This window comes from Dietzia sp. B32, from assembly GCF_024732245.1.
GTDB lineage: Bacteria > Actinomycetota > Actinomycetes > Mycobacteriales > Mycobacteriaceae > Dietzia.
On record NZ_CP093845.1, the window covers coordinates 446,177 to 463,015 of the forward strand.

Here is a 16,839-nt window from a genome sequence, read left to right on the forward strand (position 1 = left end):
GCCCCCTCCCCGACCGGGCTCACGTGAGGACGAAGTCCTCGGGCTCGACGGTGCGGACCTGCTCGCGGTACCGGAACGTGAACGTCGGCCACTGCAGGGAGTTCCGTCCACTGGAGTCGATGTACCAGCTCGAGCAGCCGCCCTGGTTCCACACGGTGTGCGCGAGTTGGCGGTCCATCCGCGCGGCATAGGACTCCTGGACCTCCGGACGGACCTCGATGGTTCGTCGTCCCGCACTCCCCGCGAGGTCGAGGAGCCGCAGCACGTGATCGGCCTGGGACTCGAGCATGTAGACGATCGATGAGTGCCCCAGGTTGGTGTTGGGCCCGTACAGCAGGAACATGTTGGGGAACCCCGCGACAGTGATCCCGTTGTGTGCCCGCGGGCTGCCGTCCCAGTGCTGCGCGAGGGTCCGCCCGTCCGCCCCGGTGACCACGCGGGAGATCGGCGGCTCGGTCGGCTGGAATCCGGTGCCGAAGATGATGACGTCCGCCGGGTGCTCGGTGCCGTCGTCCGCCACGAGCCCACGGGGGGTGAGGGACGACGCCGCACCGGACACCAGCGAGACATCGGGCCGGGTGAGCGCGGGCAGCCAGTGACTGGTGAGCAGCACTCGCTTGCACCCGATGGAGAAATCGGGGGTGAGTGCCCTCCGCATCCTGCGGTCCCGCACCTTGAGGAACAGGTAGAACCTCGCGAACCACTCGAAGAAGCGCAGGAGGAACTGGGCCCGGGTGAACACCACGACGTAGAGCTCCCGTCCCAGGTAGATCCGCCCGCGGACGAGCCGCTGCAGGAGCGGGAAGCGACGGTAGAGCTTCTGACGTCGGTCCGAGATCGACCGGTCCAGACGGGGCAGGATCCATCCCGGGGTCCGTTGGAAGACGGTGACGTGTTCGGCGGCGCCGGCGATCTCCGGAACGAACTGGACCGCGGAGGCCCCCGTCCCGACGACCGCGACCCTCCGGCCCTCGAGCGGGATATCGTGGCGCCACCGCGCCGAATGGAACACGTCGCCCTCGAAGGACTCCAGTCCGGGTAGGCGCGGAACAGAGGGGGCGGACAGCGCTCCCGAGGCCAGCACGAGGTGTCCGGCTCTGATCCGTCCGCGGCTGGTGTCGACCACCCAGTGCGCCATCTCCGCGTCCCACGTCGCCGCGGTCACCTCACACGAGGTCACGAGCCTGTCGCGGAGACCGATTCGGTCCGTCACCGATTCCAGGTACGCCCGGATCTCCGGCTGCCTGCCGAACGAATGGGACCAGCCCGGGTGAGCGTGCCGGGACAGCGAATACAGCGCGGTGGGGACGTCGCAGGCACAACCCGGGTACGTGTTGTCGCGCCAGGTACCCCCCACCGACTCGGCGGCCTCCACGACGAGGAAGTCGCGACCACGCCCCTCCCTGAGGAGGCGGTCGGCCATGGCGATGCCGCCGAAGCCGGCACCCACCACCAACAGGTCGATCTGGTCCACGGGTCCACGGGGGGTCTCGATCATGCTGGACAGTATGCCCCGTCTTGTCCACGGACGAGGGCCACATCGGGACGATCGTCCATCAGCGTCCCCCGCCCGTTCCGGTCTGCCGGGCGGTCGCCCTGTCGTGTCCGCCGGGCGGTCAGGACCCGGACGGCAGGGTGAGGATCTCGTACCCGTCCTCGGTGACGACGACGGTGTGCTCGAACTGGGCGGTCCACGCCTTGTCCGCGGTGGTGACGGTCCAGTCGTCGTCCCAGACGTCGAAACCCGGTCCGCCGAGGGAGATCATCGGCTCGACGGTCAGCGTCATACCGGGCTCGAGGACCTCGGTCCGGGACGGCTCGTCGTAATGCAGGACGACGAGCCCGTTGTGGAAGGTCGGACCGACACCGTGGCCGGTGAACTCCCGCACGACCGTGTAGTCGAAGCGCCGGGCATAGGATTCGATGACCCGACCGATGACGTTGACCTCCCGGCCGGGCCGGATGGCCTTGATCCCCCGGTTCATCGCCTCCCTGGTGCGCTCCACCAACAGCCGGGCCTCCTCGCTGACGTCCCCGGCGAGGAACGTGGCATTGGTATCGCCGTGGACGCCGTGGATGAACGCGGTGACGTCGACGTTGACGATGTCACCGTCCCGGATCACCGTGGTGTCGGGGATGCCGTGACAGATCACCTCGTTGAGGGAGACGCAACTGGACTTGGGGAACGCCTTGTAGCCCAGGGTCGACGGGTAGGCACCGTTGTCGCACAGGAATTCGTGGACGACCCTGTCGATCTCATCGGTCGTCACACCGGGGGCGACCGCCTCCCCGGCGAGCACGAGTGCATCCGCGGCGAGCCGGGAGGCCACCCGCATGGCGTCGATGACGTCCGCGGGCTGGATCCACGGCTCACCGTTGGCCTCGTCGACGCTGTCACGCCACGCGTACTCCGGCCGGGGGATCGATTCCGGAACTGTCCGGATCGGGGTGGGTTCACCGGGGACGAGCGGCTGGCGGGTGGAGGTGGTCATGCCCCCAGGATAGGCCCGCGCGGCGGGGCCGGTCGCCCCGGTCCGGTCACCAGATGACGAAGCAGATCGACGCGATGACGACCATCGCCCCGAACAGGGACATCGTGATCACGTCCGCCGAGGACTGGCCGGGCTCCTGGTTCGACCGAGCAGCGCCGTCGGTCACCGCGTCCGGCCCGCTGTCGTCGTTCGCGCCGGTGTCCACCCGGGACTCGGGGTCCTGTCGCGGGTCCATCAGATCGCCCCCCACCGGTGGAACTCGGAGACCATCGCCACGGCGAGGATCACGAACACGATCCCCATGAACCCCGTGTACGTCCAGCGCTTCGCATGGTCGGACGCCCAGAACCTGCGGAGACTGACCACCCCGTTCACCACGGCGACGACGCACAACGCGATACCGACCGGTGCGGCAACCCATCCGGAGAGGCTGAGCAGCGGGACGAGGATCGGGATGGCGAGATAGGTGATGAGGCACCGCACGGCCGAGACCGCCACGGAGACCCGGAACGCGCGGTGGGCACCGGAGCCGGCGCCTCTGTCGATGTGCCGCACGCCCAGCAGGCGCCGCATCGCCCGGTCCGCCGGCCGCCGAGACCGGAAAGCCGGTCGGGCCTCAGCGCCTCGTTCCGGACCCGTCTTGGACTCCGGCACCGGGGCCGCGGTGACAGGAGCGGTCATCGGGGTACTCACGCGGTCCTTCCCCGCACGGCTCCGTACACGGAGGGCCCTGTCGCTGTGACTGTCATCGGGTTACACCTTCCGAGGTTCACGGTCTGACTGCACTCCACTTTCCCACAGGCGACACCGATGCCGAAGTCGCCGGGCACGCGATACCCCACCCGGGGTCGCCGGACGCCCTGTGCTGCCGCATGCGCGGGCGTTCACAGCAGGACCGTCGCGTAGTCGACCGCGTCGATCATGCCCACCCGCCGATAGGCGGCACGGGCGGCGTCGTTCGACCCGTTCACCACCAGGGAGGGCCTGAGTCCTCGCGCCTGGAGGGCGGCGCACACGGCGGCCGTCCCGCCGGACCCGAGCCCCGCGTCCCTCCGGTCGCGGTGGACCCAGATGCCCTGGATCTGTGCCACGCCCGGGGAGATCGCGGCGACATCCGCCTTGAAGACCACCTCGCCGGCGTCGATCCCCACCCAGGTCCTCCCCCGGGCCAACGATCGTGCCACGCGGCGTCGGAACGGGATGCCGGACCCGACCGCGAACGGGTCCGCGCGCAGCTCCTCGCGGTACATGGCCGCGGCGGCGGCGAGCACCGGCTCGAACTCGTCCAACGTGGCCGGGCGGATCCCGTCCATGACGAGCACCGGGTCGACCGGGCCGTCGAGTGCCATGAGGAACTGGTTCACGCGGTATTCCCGGGCATCGCCCCACCGGTCGCGCAGTGCGGTCCACATGGCCGCGACCCGGTCCCGCCGGCCGTGCACGGACATCGGCCCGAGCCCCAACTCGGCGACCGCCGCACCGAGGAGTCGTTGATCCGCGGCGTCACCACGCAGCGGCAACACCGAGGTGCCGATGAAGACCAGGGACCGGTCGGGACCGCCGACCGTGAGGAACCGCCCGTCGACGCCGGGCGCCACGCCCGTCGACGCGAACTTCTCCGCCGCAGGTGCGGACACCAGAGGATCAGAGCCCAAAACCTCGAGAACCGCCCGCGACTCACCCGGGCCGACCGACCGGCAGGCGCCGAGCCCGGTCCGCGGGGCAGCCGTGTCGGTCATCGGACTATCGCGTGACCTTGACCTGCGGCCCCTGGCCGGCAGCGGCCTCCCCCACGGGCTCGCCCATCTCCTCCGCGATCCGCATGGCCTCCTCGATGAGGGTCTCGACGATCATCGCTTCCGGAACGGTCTTGATGACCTCGCCCTTGACGAAGATCTGCCCCTTGCCGTTGCCCGACGCGACGCCCAGATCGGCCTCACGCGCCTCACCGGGCCCGTTGACGACGCACCCCATGACCGCAACACGGAGAGGCACGCTCATCCCCTCGAGGCCGGCCGTGACCTCGTCCGCGAGCTTGTAGACATCCACCTGGGCACGACCGCAGGACGGGCAGGACACGATCTCGAGCTTGCGGGGACGGAGATTCAGCGACTGCAGGATCTGCGTGCCCACCTTGATCTCCTCCGCCGGCGGCGCCGACAGCGAGACCCGGATCGTGTCACCGATGCCCTCCGACAGGAGGGCCCCGAACGCCACGGCGGACTTGATCGTGCCCTGGAACGCCGGCCCGGCCTCCGTCACACCGAGGTGGAGCGGGTAGTCCGTCCTCGCCGCGAGCTGGCGATAGGCCTCGACCATGATCACCGGATCGTTGTGCTTGACCGAGATCTTGATGTCGCCGAACCCGTGCTCCTCGAACAACGACGCCTCCCACATGGCCGATTCGACGAGAGCCTCGGGGGTGGCCTTTCCGTACTTGGCGAGCAGGCGGGGGTCCAGTGAGCCGGCGTTCACACCGATGCGGATGGGGATGCCCGCATCTCCCGCGGCCCTGGCGACCTCCGCGACGCGTCCGTCGAACTCCTTGATGTTGCCCGGGTTGACCCGCACCGCCGCACAGCCGGCGTCGATCGCCGCGAAGATGTACTTGGGCTGGAAGTGGATGTCGGCGATCACCGGGATCGGTGACTTGCGCGCGATGGTCGACAGCGCGTCGGCGTCCTCCTGCCGCGGGCAGGCAACGCGGACGATGTCGCAGCCCGACGCCGTGAGCTCGGCGATCTGCTGCAAGGTCGAGTTGATGTCGTGGGTCTTGGTGGTGGTCATGGACTGGACCGAGACCGGATGATCGCTGCCCACGCCCACCTGGCCGACGAACAGCTGCCGGGTCTTGCGCCGCGGCGCGAGGACGGGCGGCGGGCCGTCGGGCATGCCCAGTCCGACCGGGATCGAGGATGAGTCGTTCACTTCAGGCCTTCCGTAGGGGTTGCCAGCCGGGTGCTCGCAGGTCCCGGGACCCATTATCCGGGTATCCGGGCGCGGGTGCGAGGTGGGTGTGCGCCCGGATCAACCGGGCAGCAGGATCGGGTTGACGAAGTCGGCGGTGATGACGATCGCGGACACTCCGATGAGGAGCACGAACACCGCCATCGTCAGGGGCGCCAGCTTCTCGTAGTCCGCGGGACCGCCCGGCGCGAGGCCGCGCAGTCGACGGAGGGCGTCACGGATCTTCTCGTAGAAGACCACGGCGATGTGGCCGCCGTCGAACGGGGTCAGTGGCACGAGGTTGAACGCGCCCAGGAACAAGTTGAGCCCGGCGAGGAAGAGCAGGAACAGACTCCACAGGCCCTGTTCGACCGCCTGCCCGCCGATGTAGCTGGCCCCCACCACGGACACCGGGGAATCCTCTGCCCGCTCGCCGCCGAAGATCGACGCCGCCACCGCGGGGATCTTGGCCGGGAACGAGATGAGCCCCTCGATCGTCGCCTCGACCATCTCGCCGGTGAAGACGAACGTCGCGGGAACCGCACTCAGCGGGTCGTAGGTGTTGACGGTCTGGTAGGCGGGATCGTCGAGGATCTCCCGGGGGATACCGTCCTCCGAGAGCCGGACCCCGAGCGCACCCCGCTCCTGCCCGTCGACACTCGACGAGGTCAACGTCGTCGTCGTCGTGATCGTGGCCCCGTCGCGTTCCACCGCCACCGGCACGGTCTCACCGGGCCGTGCCGAGACCACGGTGGACAGCTCGTCCCAACTCGCCACCGGGACGCCGTCGACCGACGTGATCCGGTCGCCCGGCAGGATCCCCGCCTCGCCGGCCGGGCCGACCCCGGGCCCGCACCGGTCGGCGCCCGCGCAGGTGTCACCCACGACGGCCGCGACGCGGTCCGTGGGGATCGGCTGGACGTCCCGGTTCACCAGGCCCCAGCCCAGGGCGACCGTGTAGAACAGCGCGATCGCCAGGACGATGTTCATGACAGGCCCGGCCAGGAGCACCGCGACGCGCTTCCACCAGGCCTGGCGCCACATGGCCTTCGGCTCGTCCTCGGGCGACAGCTGGTCGTAGGCGGTCATCCCGGCGATGTCACAGAACCCGCCGAGCGGGATCGCCTTGAGGCCGTACTCGATACCGCCGCGTCGGACGGACCACACGGTGGGGCCGAAACCGACGAAGAACCGACGGACCCTCATGCCCGACCACAGGGCGACCCGCATGTGGCCGTACTCGTGCAACACGATCGACACCATGATCCCGAGCGCGAACAGGACGACTCCGAAGACCAGCACGACTCAGCCCTCCAGGCCCGTGACGAGGGTCGCGGCGTGCCGCCGTGCCCAGGACTCCGCCGCCGCGACGTCATCCGGGTCCCGCGGGTCGGAGGACCACTGATCCGCCGCCCCCACGGTCTCCGCCACGACGTCGACGATGTCGAGGAATCCGATCCGGCCGTCCAGGAAGGCCGGGGCGGCCTCCTCGTTCGCCGCGTTAAACACCGCCGTCCGCAGGCCGCCCGCCTCGCCCGCCGCGCGGGCCACCGAGATCGCCGGGAAGGTCTCGGAGTCGACGGGTTCGAAGGTCCAGGTGTGGGCCTGCGAGAAGTCCAACGGGGTCGACGCGCCGGGTATCCGTGACGGCCATCCGAGGGCCAACGCGATCGGCAGCTTCATCGACGGTGGCGAGGCCTTGGCCACGGTCGCGCCGTCGACGAAGGTCACCGCCGAGTGCACCACCGACTGGGGGTGGACCGTCACGTCGATCTTCTCGTAGGGGACCCCGAACAGCAGGTGCGCCTCGATGAGCTCCAGGGACTTGTTCACCAGCGTCGCGGAGTTCAGTGTGATCATGCGGCCCATCGCCCACGTCGGGTGCCGGAGCGCCTCGTCGGCCGTGACGTTCCCCAGTTCAGCCCGGGTGCGGCCCCGGAAGGGCCCACCGGACGCGGTCAACACCAGCGACGCCACCTCGTCGGCGGTTCCCGCCCGGAGGCACTGCGCCATCGCGGAGTGCTCGGAGTCGACGGGGATGAGCTGCCCCGGCGCCGCGGCCCCGGTCACCAGGGCCCCTCCGGCGACGAGGGACTCCTTGTTCGCGAGCGCCAGACGCGCACCCGTGCGCAACGCCGCCAGGGTGGGCCCGAGGCCGATCGATCCGTCGATTCCGTTGAGCACCACGTCGGCCTGCACCGCCCCCACCAGCTCGGTGGCGGCCTCGGGACCGGCGAGAACCGTGACCTCCGGGAACCAGGACCGGATCCGCTCGGCCGCGGCCGGGTCGGAGACGGCGACGAACCCGACGCCGGTACGGCGGATCTGCTCCGCCAGCAGATCGACCCGGCCCCCGCCCGCGGCCAGACCGACGACCTCGAAGCGGCCGGGTCCGGCCTGGGAGGTCACCTCCAGAGCCTGCGTACCGATCGAGCCGGTACTGCCGAGGACGAGTACACGCGTGGTCACCCCGCCATTGTCCATGCCCGCGGCGTCTGATGCCGCATCACCGGCCCCCGGTGTGGCGGGGACCGGCGGGTTACCCGTCGACCACCGGACTGCGTGTGACAAACTGGGCACGATGTCGGCGGCCCGCAGGGCTGCCAGCGAGCCGTGAGGAGAACCGGGGAGCATGAGCGCGGACGGGCACCACACCAGCAAGGAGATCGTCGTCGACGGGATCAGCACCCTCGACGAGCCCTCGGTCGAGTGGGGCTGGCACAAGCACAGCAGGATGGTCGGCCTCGTCGCCGGCGGTTTCTTCGTCCTCTTCATGCTGGCCATGCTGTTCGGCAACCACATCGGACGAGTGGAGAACATCTGGCTGGTGTCGATCGCCGCCTTCCTCGCGATCTGGATGTTCCTGTCGCTGCGCCCCAAGAAGGACAACACCCTCAAGCGGACCAGGGTCTTCGAGGTCTCCCCGGACCACTACGCCGTGGTCGGCGCCGCCGCCTCGGGCCATGTGGGTGCCGAGGCCGCGAGGAACCCGCAGGGCCGGGCACCGGCCAAGCACTGACCCCGGTGGACCCGAGAAGGGCCGCCACCGCTCCGTGGAGTGGTGGCGGCCCTTCTCGTCGTCCGTGGCTTCGCCGGTCGGGTGCATCGACCCCGGCCGGAGGGACACACCGGGGTCACTCCCCCGCGGTCATCCCCCGGCCGCGGTCAACCCCCGGCCCCGTTCATCCCTCCGCTGCGAGCTGGCCGCACGCCGCGTCGATCTCCTGGCCACGGGTGTCGCGCACCGTGCACGAGACGCCGGCCGAACGCACCGCCGCCACGAAGGCATCCTGCTGATGGCGGGGACTGGCGTCCCACTCGCTGCCCGGGGTGGGGTTGAGCGGGATGAGGTTCACGTGTGCCATCGGTCCCAGGCGCTGGGCGAGGAGCCGTCCGAGCATCTCGCCCCGCCAGGTCTGATCGTTGACGTCCCGGATCAGCGCGTACTCGATGGACACCCGTCGTCCTGTGGCATCGGCGTAGTGACGTGCGGCGTCCATGACCTCGGACACCGGCCAGCGGTTGTTGACCGGCACCAGGGTGTCCCGGAGCTCGTCGTCCGGCGTGTGCAGGGACACCGCCAGCGTGACCTGGAGCCCCTCCTCGGCGAGGCGGTGGATGGCGGGGACGAGTCCGACCGTCGAGACGGTGACCGAGCGCTGCGACAAACCGAATCCGGACGGCGGCGGTGCGATGATCCCCCGCACGGCGGTCATGACGCGCTTGTAGTTGGCGAGAGGCTCCCCCATGCCCATGAACACGACGTTCGAGAGCCGGCCGGGCCCGCCCGGGATCTCACCGTCGCGCATCGCCCGGGCGGCCACCCTGACCTGCTCGAGAATCTCGGCCGCCGACAGGTTCCGCTGTAGACCGCCCTGTCCCGTCGCACAGAACGGGCACGCCATCCCGCACCCGGCCTGGCTCGAGATGCACACGGTGGCCCGGTCGGGATAACGCATGAGAACGCTCTCCACCAGGGACCCGTCGTGCAACTTCCACAGGGTCTTGCGGGTGGTGCCCTCATCAGTGGTGACGTGCCGCAGCGACGAGGTCAGCGAGGGGAACAACTCCTGACCGACCTTCTCGCGCAGATCCGCGGGGAGATCGGTCATCTCACGCGGATCCGCCTCGAGACGCCCGAAGTACTGGTTGGCCAGCTGTTTGCCGCGGAAGGCGGGCACGCCGAGTTCGCCCATCGCCTCTGCGCGTCCGTCGGAATCCAGGTCGGCGAAGTGGCGAGGGGGCAGCCCTCGGCGGGGGGCGTCGAAAACGAGCGGGAGAGGTTCAGCCATGATGCGGCCATTGTGTCAGAAACGGACGACCGCAACACATCGCGAGCGGTGCCGTCGCGACGGGTAAGGGCATACAGTCCAGGTATGGCACAGCGTTCACACGACCCGACCGACCGCCCTCAGGCCGCCCCCGTCGGGGGGCACGACGAGATCCCCGTCGAGGACACCCATGCGAGCTCCACCCCGGTGCCCACTGACGGGGCAGTCGAGACGACACGCACCCACGAGCAGGACGCACTTCCCGATTCATCGGGAGGGCTCCTCGGCTCCGCGTGGGTGGGTCTGGTCCTGGGTGCTCTCGTCACCATCCTGCTGCTGATCTTCATCGCCCAGAACACTGCCTCGACCGATGTCCGCTATCTGGGGCTGCAGTTCAGCCTCCCCCTGGGGGTGCTGATCCTCTTCGCCGCCATCGCCGGCGCCCTGATCATGGCCCTGTTCGCCGGTTTCCGGATCCTCCAGCTGCGGATGCGCGCACGTAAGGCGCGCAAGCTGACCACCCGCTACTGACGCACGACGCCCGGGCCGGGGCGGTGGATGCCGGATCCCAGCCCGGATCCCACCCCGGGTCGGCCGGGGTGGGGTGTCGGTCAGGTCGGGACGACGTAGGTGAAGATGACCCACACCACGACAGCCGTGGGCAGCACCGAGTCGAGACGGTCCATGAAGCCACCGTGCCCCGGAAGTAGGGTGCCCATGTCCTTGATGCCCAGGTCGCGCTTCACCTGCGATTCCACCAGATCACCCAGCGTCGCGGTAAATACCGTCAGTACCCCGAGCAGGATGCCCTTCCAGATGCTGTCGTCGAACAGCAGGGACACCACCAGGGCGCCGCCGACCGTGGCGAACAGGATCGATCCGGCGAAACCCTCCCAGGACTTCTTGGGGCTGATGGCGGGAGCCATGGGGTGCTTGCCGAACAGCACCCCCGCCACGTAACCCCCGACATCGGAGCACACGACCAACAGGATGAGTGCGACCACCCGCTGGGCGCCGAAGTCCCCGTCCGAGAGCATCGCGCCCAGGGATCCGGGCACCGCGATCCACGCCAGGACGAACAGCGCGACCGAGACGTCCCGCATGTAGTTCTTCGGCGCGGTGGTCAACCCGGCCATGAGCAGTCGCCAGACCAGGACGACCACGGCGGTGACGGCGAAAGCCGCGAACGCCCCCTCCGCCCCGGTGAGGAACCCCGCCCAGACCATCGCCTGCCCACCGGCCAGGAGCGGGATCAGGGGGAGACTGAACCGCGCCTGCCGCAGACGCTTGAACACCTCCCAGGTACCGATGGCCACCGCGCCCGCAGCGACGAGGTACCAGGCTCGCGGGGTGAACGCGATGCTCGCGATCACGAGCGCACCCAGGCCGACCCCGACCGGGATGGCCCGGGTCAGGTCGCGGCCCGCGCGCGACGGAGGTGCGGCGGCCGCGGCGGTGGGCCCGGGCGGGCCCTGGGGAGCGGTGTCCACGGCGTACTCCTCGGTTCTCGGGTGGTGGTTACTGGAGGAGGTCAGACCTCCATCAGGTCGCCTTCCTTCGCCTTGACGAGCTCGTCCACCTCGCCGACGAAGCGCTGGGTGAGCTTGTCCAGCTCCTTCTCGGCGGCATTGACCTCGTCCTCCCCGGCCTCGCCGTCCTTGTCGATGCGCTTGAGCTCGTCCATCGCCTTGCGCCGGACGCCCCGGACCGCGATACGGCCGTCCTCGGCCTTGCCCTTGGCCTGCTTGACCAGGTCGCGGCGCCGCTCCTCGGTGAGCTGCGGAACGGTGACCCGGAGGACCTGACCGTCGTTGGTCGGGTTGACCCCGAGATCCGAGTTGCGGATCGCGTTCTCGATCGGACCGATCTGCGACATCTCGTACGGCTTGATGATGAGCATGCGCGGCTCGGGTGCCGTGATGGTGGCCATCTGGGTGATGGGCGTCAGCGAGCCGTAGTACTCGCACAGCACGCGGTTGAACATGCCGGGATTGGCGCGACCGGTGCGGATGGCGGTGAGCTCCTCGCGGACGTGCTCGATCGCCTTCTCCATCTTCTCCTCGGCCTCGAGCAGAGTGTCGTCGATCATGTCTGTCTCTTTTCGTTGGGGTCGGTGGCTGTCGTCCGGTGAAGGGCGGGTCAGGAAGTACTGCTCACCAGGGTCCCGATCTGCTCACCGGCGACGGCGCGCGCGATGTTCCCCTCGGTGAGGAGATTGAAGACCAGGATGGGCATGTCGTTGTCCATGCACAGGCTGAACGCCGTGGCATCGGCCACCTTCAGGCCCCGCTCGAGGCATTCGCGGTGTTCGATCCGGGTGAAGAGCTCCGCCTCGGGATTGGTCCGTGGGTCGTCCGAGTAGACGCCGTCCACGGCCTTGGCCATGAGCAGGACGTCAGCCTTGATCTCCAGCGCGCGCTGCGCGGCGGTGGTGTCGGTGGAGAAGTAGGGCATGCCCATCCCGGCGCCGAAGATCACGACGCGGCCCTTCTCCAGGTGGCGCTCGGCCCGCAGCGGGATGTACGGCTCCGCGACCTGCCCCATGTGGATGGCGGTCTGGACGCGGGTCGAGACCCCCTCCTGCTCGAGGAAGTCCTGGAGCGCCAGGCAGTTCATCACCGTGCCGAGCATGCCCATGTAATCGCTCCGGGCGCGGTCCAGGCCACGCTGCTGGAGCTGCGCCCCGCGGAAGAAGTTCCCGCCACCGATGACGATCGCGATCTGCGCGCCGGTCCGGGACACCTCGGCGATCTGCCGCGCGACGGACTGCACCACGTCGGGATCGATCCCCACGCTGCCGCCGCCGAACATCTCGCCGCCGAGCTTGAGCATCACACGTTTGTAGCCGTCCCGCGGGTCGGTCATCCCTCTCCTCGTCCCGGGCGGATCCAGCCCGTGTCGCGCGCGTTCACGCCCCCGCCGTCGAGTGGTCGACGGTGGCGAGTGGTCCGTGGTGGGACCGCGTTCATTCTGCCCTATCGACACGCGCACCACACTCCAGCCCGCCGGGTACGGGCGCACCCGCCCGCACGGACGCGGACGGCGGCACCCGGGAATCCGGGTGCCGCCGTCGTCAGTGAACCCGCGCCGGCGGGTTCGGCCACTGTCAGGCCTGGCCGACCTCGAAGCGCAGGAAGGCCGAGACCTTGGCGCCGGCCTCGTCCAGAAGGGCGCCGACGGTCTTCTTGCTGTCCGTGACGGACGCCTGGTCGAGCAGACAGACGTCCTTGTAGAAGCCGTTGAGTCGGCCTTCGACGATCTTCTGCAGCGCCTGCTCGGGCTTGCCCTCCTCGCGCGCGGTGGCCTCGGCGATCTCGCGCTCCTTGGCGACGATGTCGGCAGGCACCTCCTCGCGGGAGACGTACTGCGCCTTGAGCGCGGCGATCTGCATCGCGGCGGAACGGGCGGCCGCCTCGGCGGCCTCGCCCTCTCCGGTGTACGCGACCATGACGCCGACGGCGGGCGGCAGGTCGGAGGAGCGCTTGTGCAGGTAGACCGCGACGGGGCCGTCGAGCTTGCCCACGCGACGCAGGACGAGCTTCTCGCCGGACTTGGCGGAGAAGGACACGACCGAGTCGGCGACGGTGGAACCGTCGAGCTCGGCGGCGTTGAGCGCGTCCAGGTCGGAGATGCCGTTGGCCGCGGCGACGTCGACGATCTTGTCGGCCAGCGCGATGAACTCGGCACTCTTGGCGACGAAGTCGGTCTCGGAGTTGAGCTCGATCATGACGCCGTCCTTGATGGCGACCAGGCCCTCGGCCGTGGTGCGCTCGGCGCGCTTGCCCACGTCCTTGGCTCCCTTGATACGCAGGACCTCGACGGCCTTGTCGAAGTCGCCGTCGGTCTCCTCGAGAGCCTTCTTGCAGTCCATCATCCCGGAGCCGGTGAGCTCACGCAGACGCTTGACGTCGGCAGCGGTGTAGTTCGCCATGGTGGGGCGACCCTCCTTAAAGGGGTTCGTGATGTGTCGGGAAAAGTGTTCTGAGTCGGTCGGCGGGCGCGATCGCCTCCACCCTAGACGCCGGGGCGTCGGTGGATCGTCCGCCCACCGCCTCCGACACCTCGGGCCCGGCCCCCGGAAGATCCCCGTGGGGATCGTGGGCGGCCGGGCCCGACGGTGCTCGAGCTGGTGGCGAGGATCAGGCCTCGGTGGCCGGCGCCTCGGTGGTGGCGGCCTCGGTCTCCTGGGCGTCGGCCGCGGGGGCTTCGGCGACGGGGGACTCGGTGCCGGTGACCTCGGCAGGCGCCTCGGCACCCTCGGTCGTGGCGGCCCCGGTGACCTGGTCCAGCTGCTCGGCCTCCCACTCGGCGAGCGGCTCGGCCTCTTCACCGGTGGTCTTGCCGGCCTGCGAACGGGCCTTGAGGCCCTCGGCGACGGCGGAGGCGATGACGCGGGTCAGCACGGTGACCGAGCGGATCGCGTCGTCGTTCGCCGGGATCGGGTAGTCCACGACGTCCGGGTCACAGTTGGTGTCGAGCAGCGCGACGACCGGGATGTTGAGCTTGCGGGCCTCACCGACGGCGATGTGCTCCTTGTTGGTGTCGACGACCCACACCACGGAAGGGACCTTGCTCATGTCGCGCATACCGCCGAGGGTGCGCTCGAGCTTGTTCTTCTCACGCGTGAGCATGAGGATTTCCTTCTTGGTGCGACCCTCGAATCCGCCCGACTGCTCCATGGACTCGAGCTCCTTGAGGCGGACGAGCCGCTGGTGCACGGTCTGGAAGTTGGTGAGCATGCCACCCAGCCAACGCTGGTTGACGTACGGCATGCCGACCTTGGCGGCCTCCTCGGCGATGGCCTCCTGGGCCTGCTTCTTGGTGCCGACGAACAGGACGGTGCCGCCGTGGGCGACGGACTCCTTGACGAACTCGTAAGCCTGGTCGATGTACGTCAGGGTCTGCTGCAGGTCGATGATGTAGATGCCGTTGCGGTCGGTGAAGATGAACCGACGCATCTTCGGGTTCCAACGGCGGGTCTGGTGGCCGAAGTGGGCACCTGCGTCGAGCAGCTGCTTCATGGAGATGACTGCCATGATGGGTTGAGGGCTCGTCCGGCTTGGAAGCAGCCGGACCGCGAGGCCCTCGTCCTCGCTTTCTGTGTATCGGGTTATGCCCTCGAAGCCGGGTGGCCTGAAGGCCCTGGTGTCCGCCCCGGGCCGGACCCCCGCCTGGGCGGGGGCACCTGCGGGTCCGGGGTCCGGGTGGCCGGGGCTGGTCGCCCCGGGGCCCGGATGCGGCCTCCCGTCACCGGGTTGCCGCAGGACACGCGAAGTCGATCGACGCAGAGTCGACCGCACCGGAAGCATATCCCCTCCGGCGCGTGCCTCCAAGGTGGGCCACCCACCCAGCACCCGCGCGGGGTGCCACAGCTCGCGCCGGGAACCGCCGGGGCCGACCCTTCCGTCCTCCGCTGGGCCTGGGGATGGTCGTCCACTTCCTCCACAGACTCCGGACTGCCCATGGCGTCCGGCCGCTGCGCCACGGTGGACTGTCGGTATGGAGTTGATCCGGTTCGGCCCACGGGGAGTGCGGGGGCGTGTGTCCGCCGGCTTGGCCTGCGCGGTCCTCGTCGTCGTCCCCGTCGCGGGTGCGGCACCCGGGCCGCCGCCCGGGCACATGCGCAACCCCCTGTCCGGTCCGGTGTCGGTGGCGACCCCCTTCGATCCCCCGGCCCGGCGTTGGCTGCCGGGTCACCGGGGGGTCGACCTGGCGGGAGCGCCCCTCGCCGTGGTGCGAACGCCTGCCGACGGGACGATCCTCTTCGCGGGCGACGTGGGTGGGAGGCCTGTCCTGTCGATCGGCCACGGGGACGGCCTGCGCACCACCTACGAGCCGGTGCGCGCGTCTGTCCGGGTCGGTGATTCCGTCGCCGCGGGCGAGGAGGTCGGCCGATTACTCGCCGGCCACCCCGGGTGCCCGGTCGCGGGTTGTCTGCACTGGGGCGCGAGGGTCGCGACGGGGGGCCCGTCGGGTGACGACGACGAGTACGTCGATCCGCTGACACTGCTCGCCGCCGCCGAACGGCCGATCCGCCTCAAACCCACGCTGCCCGGAGACGGGGCCGGCTGACCCGCGGCCCGCACCCGTCGCTCCTGTCAGGCGCGGGGATGGGCACCCCGGTAGGCGGAACGGAGCCGGTCCGCCGAGACGTGCGTGTAGATCTGTGTGGTCGCCGGAGTGGAGTGCCCGAGCAGCTCCTGCACATGCCGTAGGTCCGCCCCGCCCTCGAGCAGGTGCGTCGCCGAGCTGTGCCTCAGTGCGTGCGGTGAGACCCTCGGCGCGCCGGGAGTGGCGTCGGTGACCTCGTTGACGATCCGCCGTGCCGTCCTGGGGTCGAGTCTCCCTCCCCGCGCCCCGACGAGCAGGGACGGGCCGGACCGGGCGGTGGCCAGTGCCGGTCGCCCGCCCTCGAGCCAGGCGCGCACGGCACGCTCCGCGGGGGCGCCGTACGGGACGGCACGTTCGCGGTCCCCCTTGCCCACCACCCGCAGCAGCCGCCTTTCGGTGTCGATGTCGTCCACATCGAGCCCACACAGCTCGGCCACCCGGACCCCGCAGGAGTACAACAACTCCACCACCAGCCGGTCGCGGAGGGCGATCGGATCCCCCTCGCTCGCACCGAGCTCGGTCGTGCGCATCGTCTCGGCGGCCTGGGCGACATCGAGAACCTCGGGCAGGTGGCGCCGGGCGCGGGGCGCCTCGAGACGGGCTCCGATGTCGGTGTTCACCAGACCTGTCCGGGCGGCCCACCCACTGAAGGAGCGGGCGGCGGCCACCCGGCGGGCGACCGTCGACCGTGCCGCCCCGGCGCCGACCTGCGCGGCGAGCCACCCGCGCAGGGCCGGGAGGGTGAGCGCCGCCCGCAGGTCCGCGGCGGTGGTGCGTCCGCCGGCGTCGCCCGCGAGGTGGGTGAGGAGACCACGGACATCGGACTGATAGGAACGGACAGTCGCCTCGGACCGGCCTCGGCTGGTGCGGAGGTACTCGACGAAGTCGTCGACCACGCCTCCGAACAGCGCCGACGGGCCGCCCCCACCACTCTCCGTCGTGCTCACCTGCCCCATGAGTACCAATTGTCACCGGCTTCTCGGAGGCGCGCAAGCGTGCCGGGCCGGGCATCTGGTCAC

18 protein-coding genes are annotated in these 16,839 nt (G+C 70.0%); 3 read left to right on the top strand and 15 right to left on the bottom strand.

From position 1 onward, the window contains the following. Window positions 1-19: 19 nt before the first annotated feature. From L8M95_RS02145 to dxr, 8 genes are all read right to left on the bottom strand, one after another. Window positions 20-1,498, bottom strand: coding sequence for an NAD(P)/FAD-dependent oxidoreductase (locus tag L8M95_RS02145; protein WP_260487703.1), 1,479 nt, complete (start codon window positions 1,496-1,498; stop codon window positions 20-22). Between the two features lie 118 nt (window positions 1,499-1,616). Then, window positions 1,617-2,492: a type I methionyl aminopeptidase gene (map, locus tag L8M95_RS02150; RefSeq protein ID WP_260487704.1), complete on the bottom strand. Its 876-nt coding sequence runs from the start codon at window positions 2,490-2,492 to the stop codon at window positions 1,617-1,619. Between the two features lie 46 nt (window positions 2,493-2,538). Further along, complete coding sequence (locus L8M95_RS02155; RefSeq protein ID WP_260487705.1) at window positions 2,539-2,727, bottom strand: hypothetical protein; 189 nt, start codon at window positions 2,725-2,727, stop codon at window positions 2,539-2,541. Further along, window positions 2,727-3,173: a hypothetical protein gene (locus L8M95_RS02160; RefSeq protein ID WP_260487706.1), complete on the bottom strand. Its 447-nt coding sequence runs from the start codon at window positions 3,171-3,173 to the stop codon at window positions 2,727-2,729. The genes L8M95_RS02155 and L8M95_RS02160 overlap by 1 nt, the downstream gene beginning before the upstream one ends. 203 nt (window positions 3,174-3,376) lie before the next feature. Further along, entirely contained in the window at window positions 3,377-4,129 is a 753-nt protein-coding gene (locus tag L8M95_RS02165) for a GNAT family N-acetyltransferase (protein ID WP_260487707.1), read from the bottom strand. A gap of 106 nt (window positions 4,130-4,235) precedes the next feature. After that, window positions 4,236-5,384: a flavodoxin-dependent (E)-4-hydroxy-3-methylbut-2-enyl-diphosphate synthase gene (gene ispG, locus L8M95_RS02170; RefSeq protein ID WP_260489129.1), complete on the bottom strand. Its 1,149-nt coding sequence runs from the start codon at window positions 5,382-5,384 to the stop codon at window positions 4,236-4,238. Between the two features lie 135 nt (window positions 5,385-5,519). Beyond that, window positions 5,520-6,740: an RIP metalloprotease gene (locus tag L8M95_RS02175; RefSeq protein WP_260487708.1), complete on the bottom strand. Its 1,221-nt coding sequence runs from the start codon at window positions 6,738-6,740 to the stop codon at window positions 5,520-5,522. A 3-nt stretch (window positions 6,741-6,743) separates the two neighbouring features. Then, window positions 6,744-7,922 carry a 1-deoxy-D-xylulose-5-phosphate reductoisomerase gene (dxr, locus tag L8M95_RS02180; RefSeq protein WP_260489130.1) on the bottom strand — a complete coding sequence of 393 codons (1,179 nt, stop codon included), beginning with the start codon at window positions 7,920-7,922 and terminating at the stop codon, window positions 6,744-6,746. Between the two features lie 148 nt (window positions 7,923-8,070). Between dxr and L8M95_RS02185 the strand changes: the two genes are divergently transcribed. Then, complete coding sequence (locus L8M95_RS02185) at window positions 8,071-8,457, top strand: DUF2631 domain-containing protein (RefSeq protein ID WP_260487709.1); 387 nt, start codon at window positions 8,071-8,073, stop codon at window positions 8,455-8,457. Between the two features lie 163 nt (window positions 8,458-8,620). Here L8M95_RS02185 and rlmN read toward each other — a convergent pair whose 3' ends face one another. Then, window positions 8,621-9,730 (bottom strand): 23S rRNA (adenine(2503)-C(2))-methyltransferase RlmN, encoded by a 1,110-nt coding sequence (gene rlmN, locus L8M95_RS02190; RefSeq protein WP_260487710.1) that lies wholly within the window; start codon window positions 9,728-9,730, stop codon window positions 8,621-8,623. A gap of 84 nt (window positions 9,731-9,814) precedes the next feature. On the opposite strand from rlmN, the gene L8M95_RS02195 reads away from it, so the two are divergent. Then, window positions 9,815-10,240 (top strand): lipopolysaccharide assembly LapA domain-containing protein, encoded by a 426-nt coding sequence (locus tag L8M95_RS02195; RefSeq protein ID WP_260487711.1) that lies wholly within the window; start codon window positions 9,815-9,817, stop codon window positions 10,238-10,240. Window positions 10,241-10,320: 80 nt separating this feature from the next. On the opposite strand, the gene L8M95_RS02200 is transcribed toward L8M95_RS02195, so the two are convergent. The 5 genes from L8M95_RS02200 to rpsB form a co-directional block, all read right to left on the bottom strand. Then, entirely contained in the window at window positions 10,321-11,199 is an 879-nt protein-coding gene (locus tag L8M95_RS02200; protein WP_260487712.1) for a phosphatidate cytidylyltransferase, read from the bottom strand. 41 nt (window positions 11,200-11,240) lie between these two features. Further along, window positions 11,241-11,798 (bottom strand): ribosome recycling factor, encoded by a 558-nt coding sequence (gene frr, locus L8M95_RS02205; RefSeq protein WP_260487713.1) that lies wholly within the window; start codon window positions 11,796-11,798, stop codon window positions 11,241-11,243. A gap of 50 nt (window positions 11,799-11,848) precedes the next feature. After that, the gene (gene pyrH, locus L8M95_RS02210) at window positions 11,849-12,574 is read right to left on the bottom strand and encodes a UMP kinase (protein ID WP_260487714.1); all 726 of its coding nucleotides are present in this window, start codon (window positions 12,572-12,574) and stop codon (window positions 11,849-11,851) included. Between the two features lie 241 nt (window positions 12,575-12,815). After that, entirely contained in the window at window positions 12,816-13,640 is an 825-nt protein-coding gene (gene tsf, locus L8M95_RS02215; protein WP_260487715.1) for a translation elongation factor Ts, read from the bottom strand. Between the two features lie 208 nt (window positions 13,641-13,848). Further along, window positions 13,849-14,745 carry a 30S ribosomal protein S2 gene (gene rpsB, locus L8M95_RS02220; protein WP_260487716.1) on the bottom strand — a complete coding sequence of 299 codons (897 nt, stop codon included), beginning with the start codon at window positions 14,743-14,745 and terminating at the stop codon, window positions 13,849-13,851. Between the two features lie 505 nt (window positions 14,746-15,250). Here rpsB and L8M95_RS02225 point away from each other — a divergent pair. Next, window positions 15,251-15,781 (top strand): M23 family metallopeptidase, encoded by a 531-nt coding sequence (locus L8M95_RS02225; protein WP_260487717.1) that lies wholly within the window; start codon window positions 15,251-15,253, stop codon window positions 15,779-15,781. 26 nt (window positions 15,782-15,807) lie between these two features. Here L8M95_RS02225 and L8M95_RS02230 read toward each other — a convergent pair whose 3' ends face one another. Continuing rightward, window positions 15,808-16,776: a tyrosine recombinase XerC gene (locus tag L8M95_RS02230; RefSeq protein ID WP_396119288.1), complete on the bottom strand. Its 969-nt coding sequence runs from the start codon at window positions 16,774-16,776 to the stop codon at window positions 15,808-15,810. Between the last annotated feature and the right edge of the window lie 63 nt (window positions 16,777-16,839).

Bases quoted from the DNA above. Each gene is read 5' to 3' on its own strand.
- pyrH (WP_260487714.1), bottom strand. From the start codon at position 12,574: ATGACCGACCCGCGGGACGGCTACAAACGTGTGATGCTCAAGCTCGGC.
- map (WP_260487704.1), bottom strand. From the start codon at position 2,492: ATGACCACCTCCACCCGCCAGCCGCTCGTCCCCGGTGAACCCACCCCG.
- tsf (WP_260487715.1), bottom strand. From the start codon at position 13,640: ATGGCGAACTACACCGCTGCCGACGTCAAGCGTCTGCGTGAGCTCACC.
- rlmN (WP_260487710.1), bottom strand. From the start codon at position 9,730: ATGGCTGAACCTCTCCCGCTCGTTTTCGACGCCCCCCGCCGAGGGCTG.
- L8M95_RS02145 (WP_260487703.1), bottom strand. From the start codon at position 1,498: ATGATCGAGACCCCCCGTGGACCCGTGGACCAGATCGACCTGTTGGTG.
- ispG (WP_260489129.1), bottom strand. From the start codon at position 5,384: ATGCCCGACGGCCCGCCGCCCGTCCTCGCGCCGCGGCGCAAGACCCGG.
- L8M95_RS02155 (WP_260487705.1), bottom strand. From the start codon at position 2,727: ATGGACCCGCGACAGGACCCCGAGTCCCGGGTGGACACCGGCGCGAAC.
- dxr (WP_260489130.1), bottom strand. From the start codon at position 7,922: ATGGACAATGGCGGGGTGACCACGCGTGTACTCGTCCTCGGCAGTACC.
- L8M95_RS02160 (WP_260487706.1), bottom strand. From the start codon at position 3,173: ATGACCGCTCCTGTCACCGCGGCCCCGGTGCCGGAGTCCAAGACGGGT.
- L8M95_RS02230 (WP_396119288.1), bottom strand. From the start codon at position 16,776: ATGGGGCAGGTGAGCACGACGGAGAGTGGTGGGGGCGGCCCGTCGGCG.
- L8M95_RS02195 (WP_260487711.1), top strand. From the start codon at position 9,815: ATGGCACAGCGTTCACACGACCCGACCGACCGCCCTCAGGCCGCCCCC.
- L8M95_RS02185 (WP_260487709.1), top strand. From the start codon at position 8,071: ATGAGCGCGGACGGGCACCACACCAGCAAGGAGATCGTCGTCGACGGG.
- frr (WP_260487713.1), bottom strand. From the start codon at position 11,798: ATGATCGACGACACTCTGCTCGAGGCCGAGGAGAAGATGGAGAAGGCG.
- rpsB (WP_260487716.1), bottom strand. From the start codon at position 14,745: ATGGCAGTCATCTCCATGAAGCAGCTGCTCGACGCAGGTGCCCACTTC.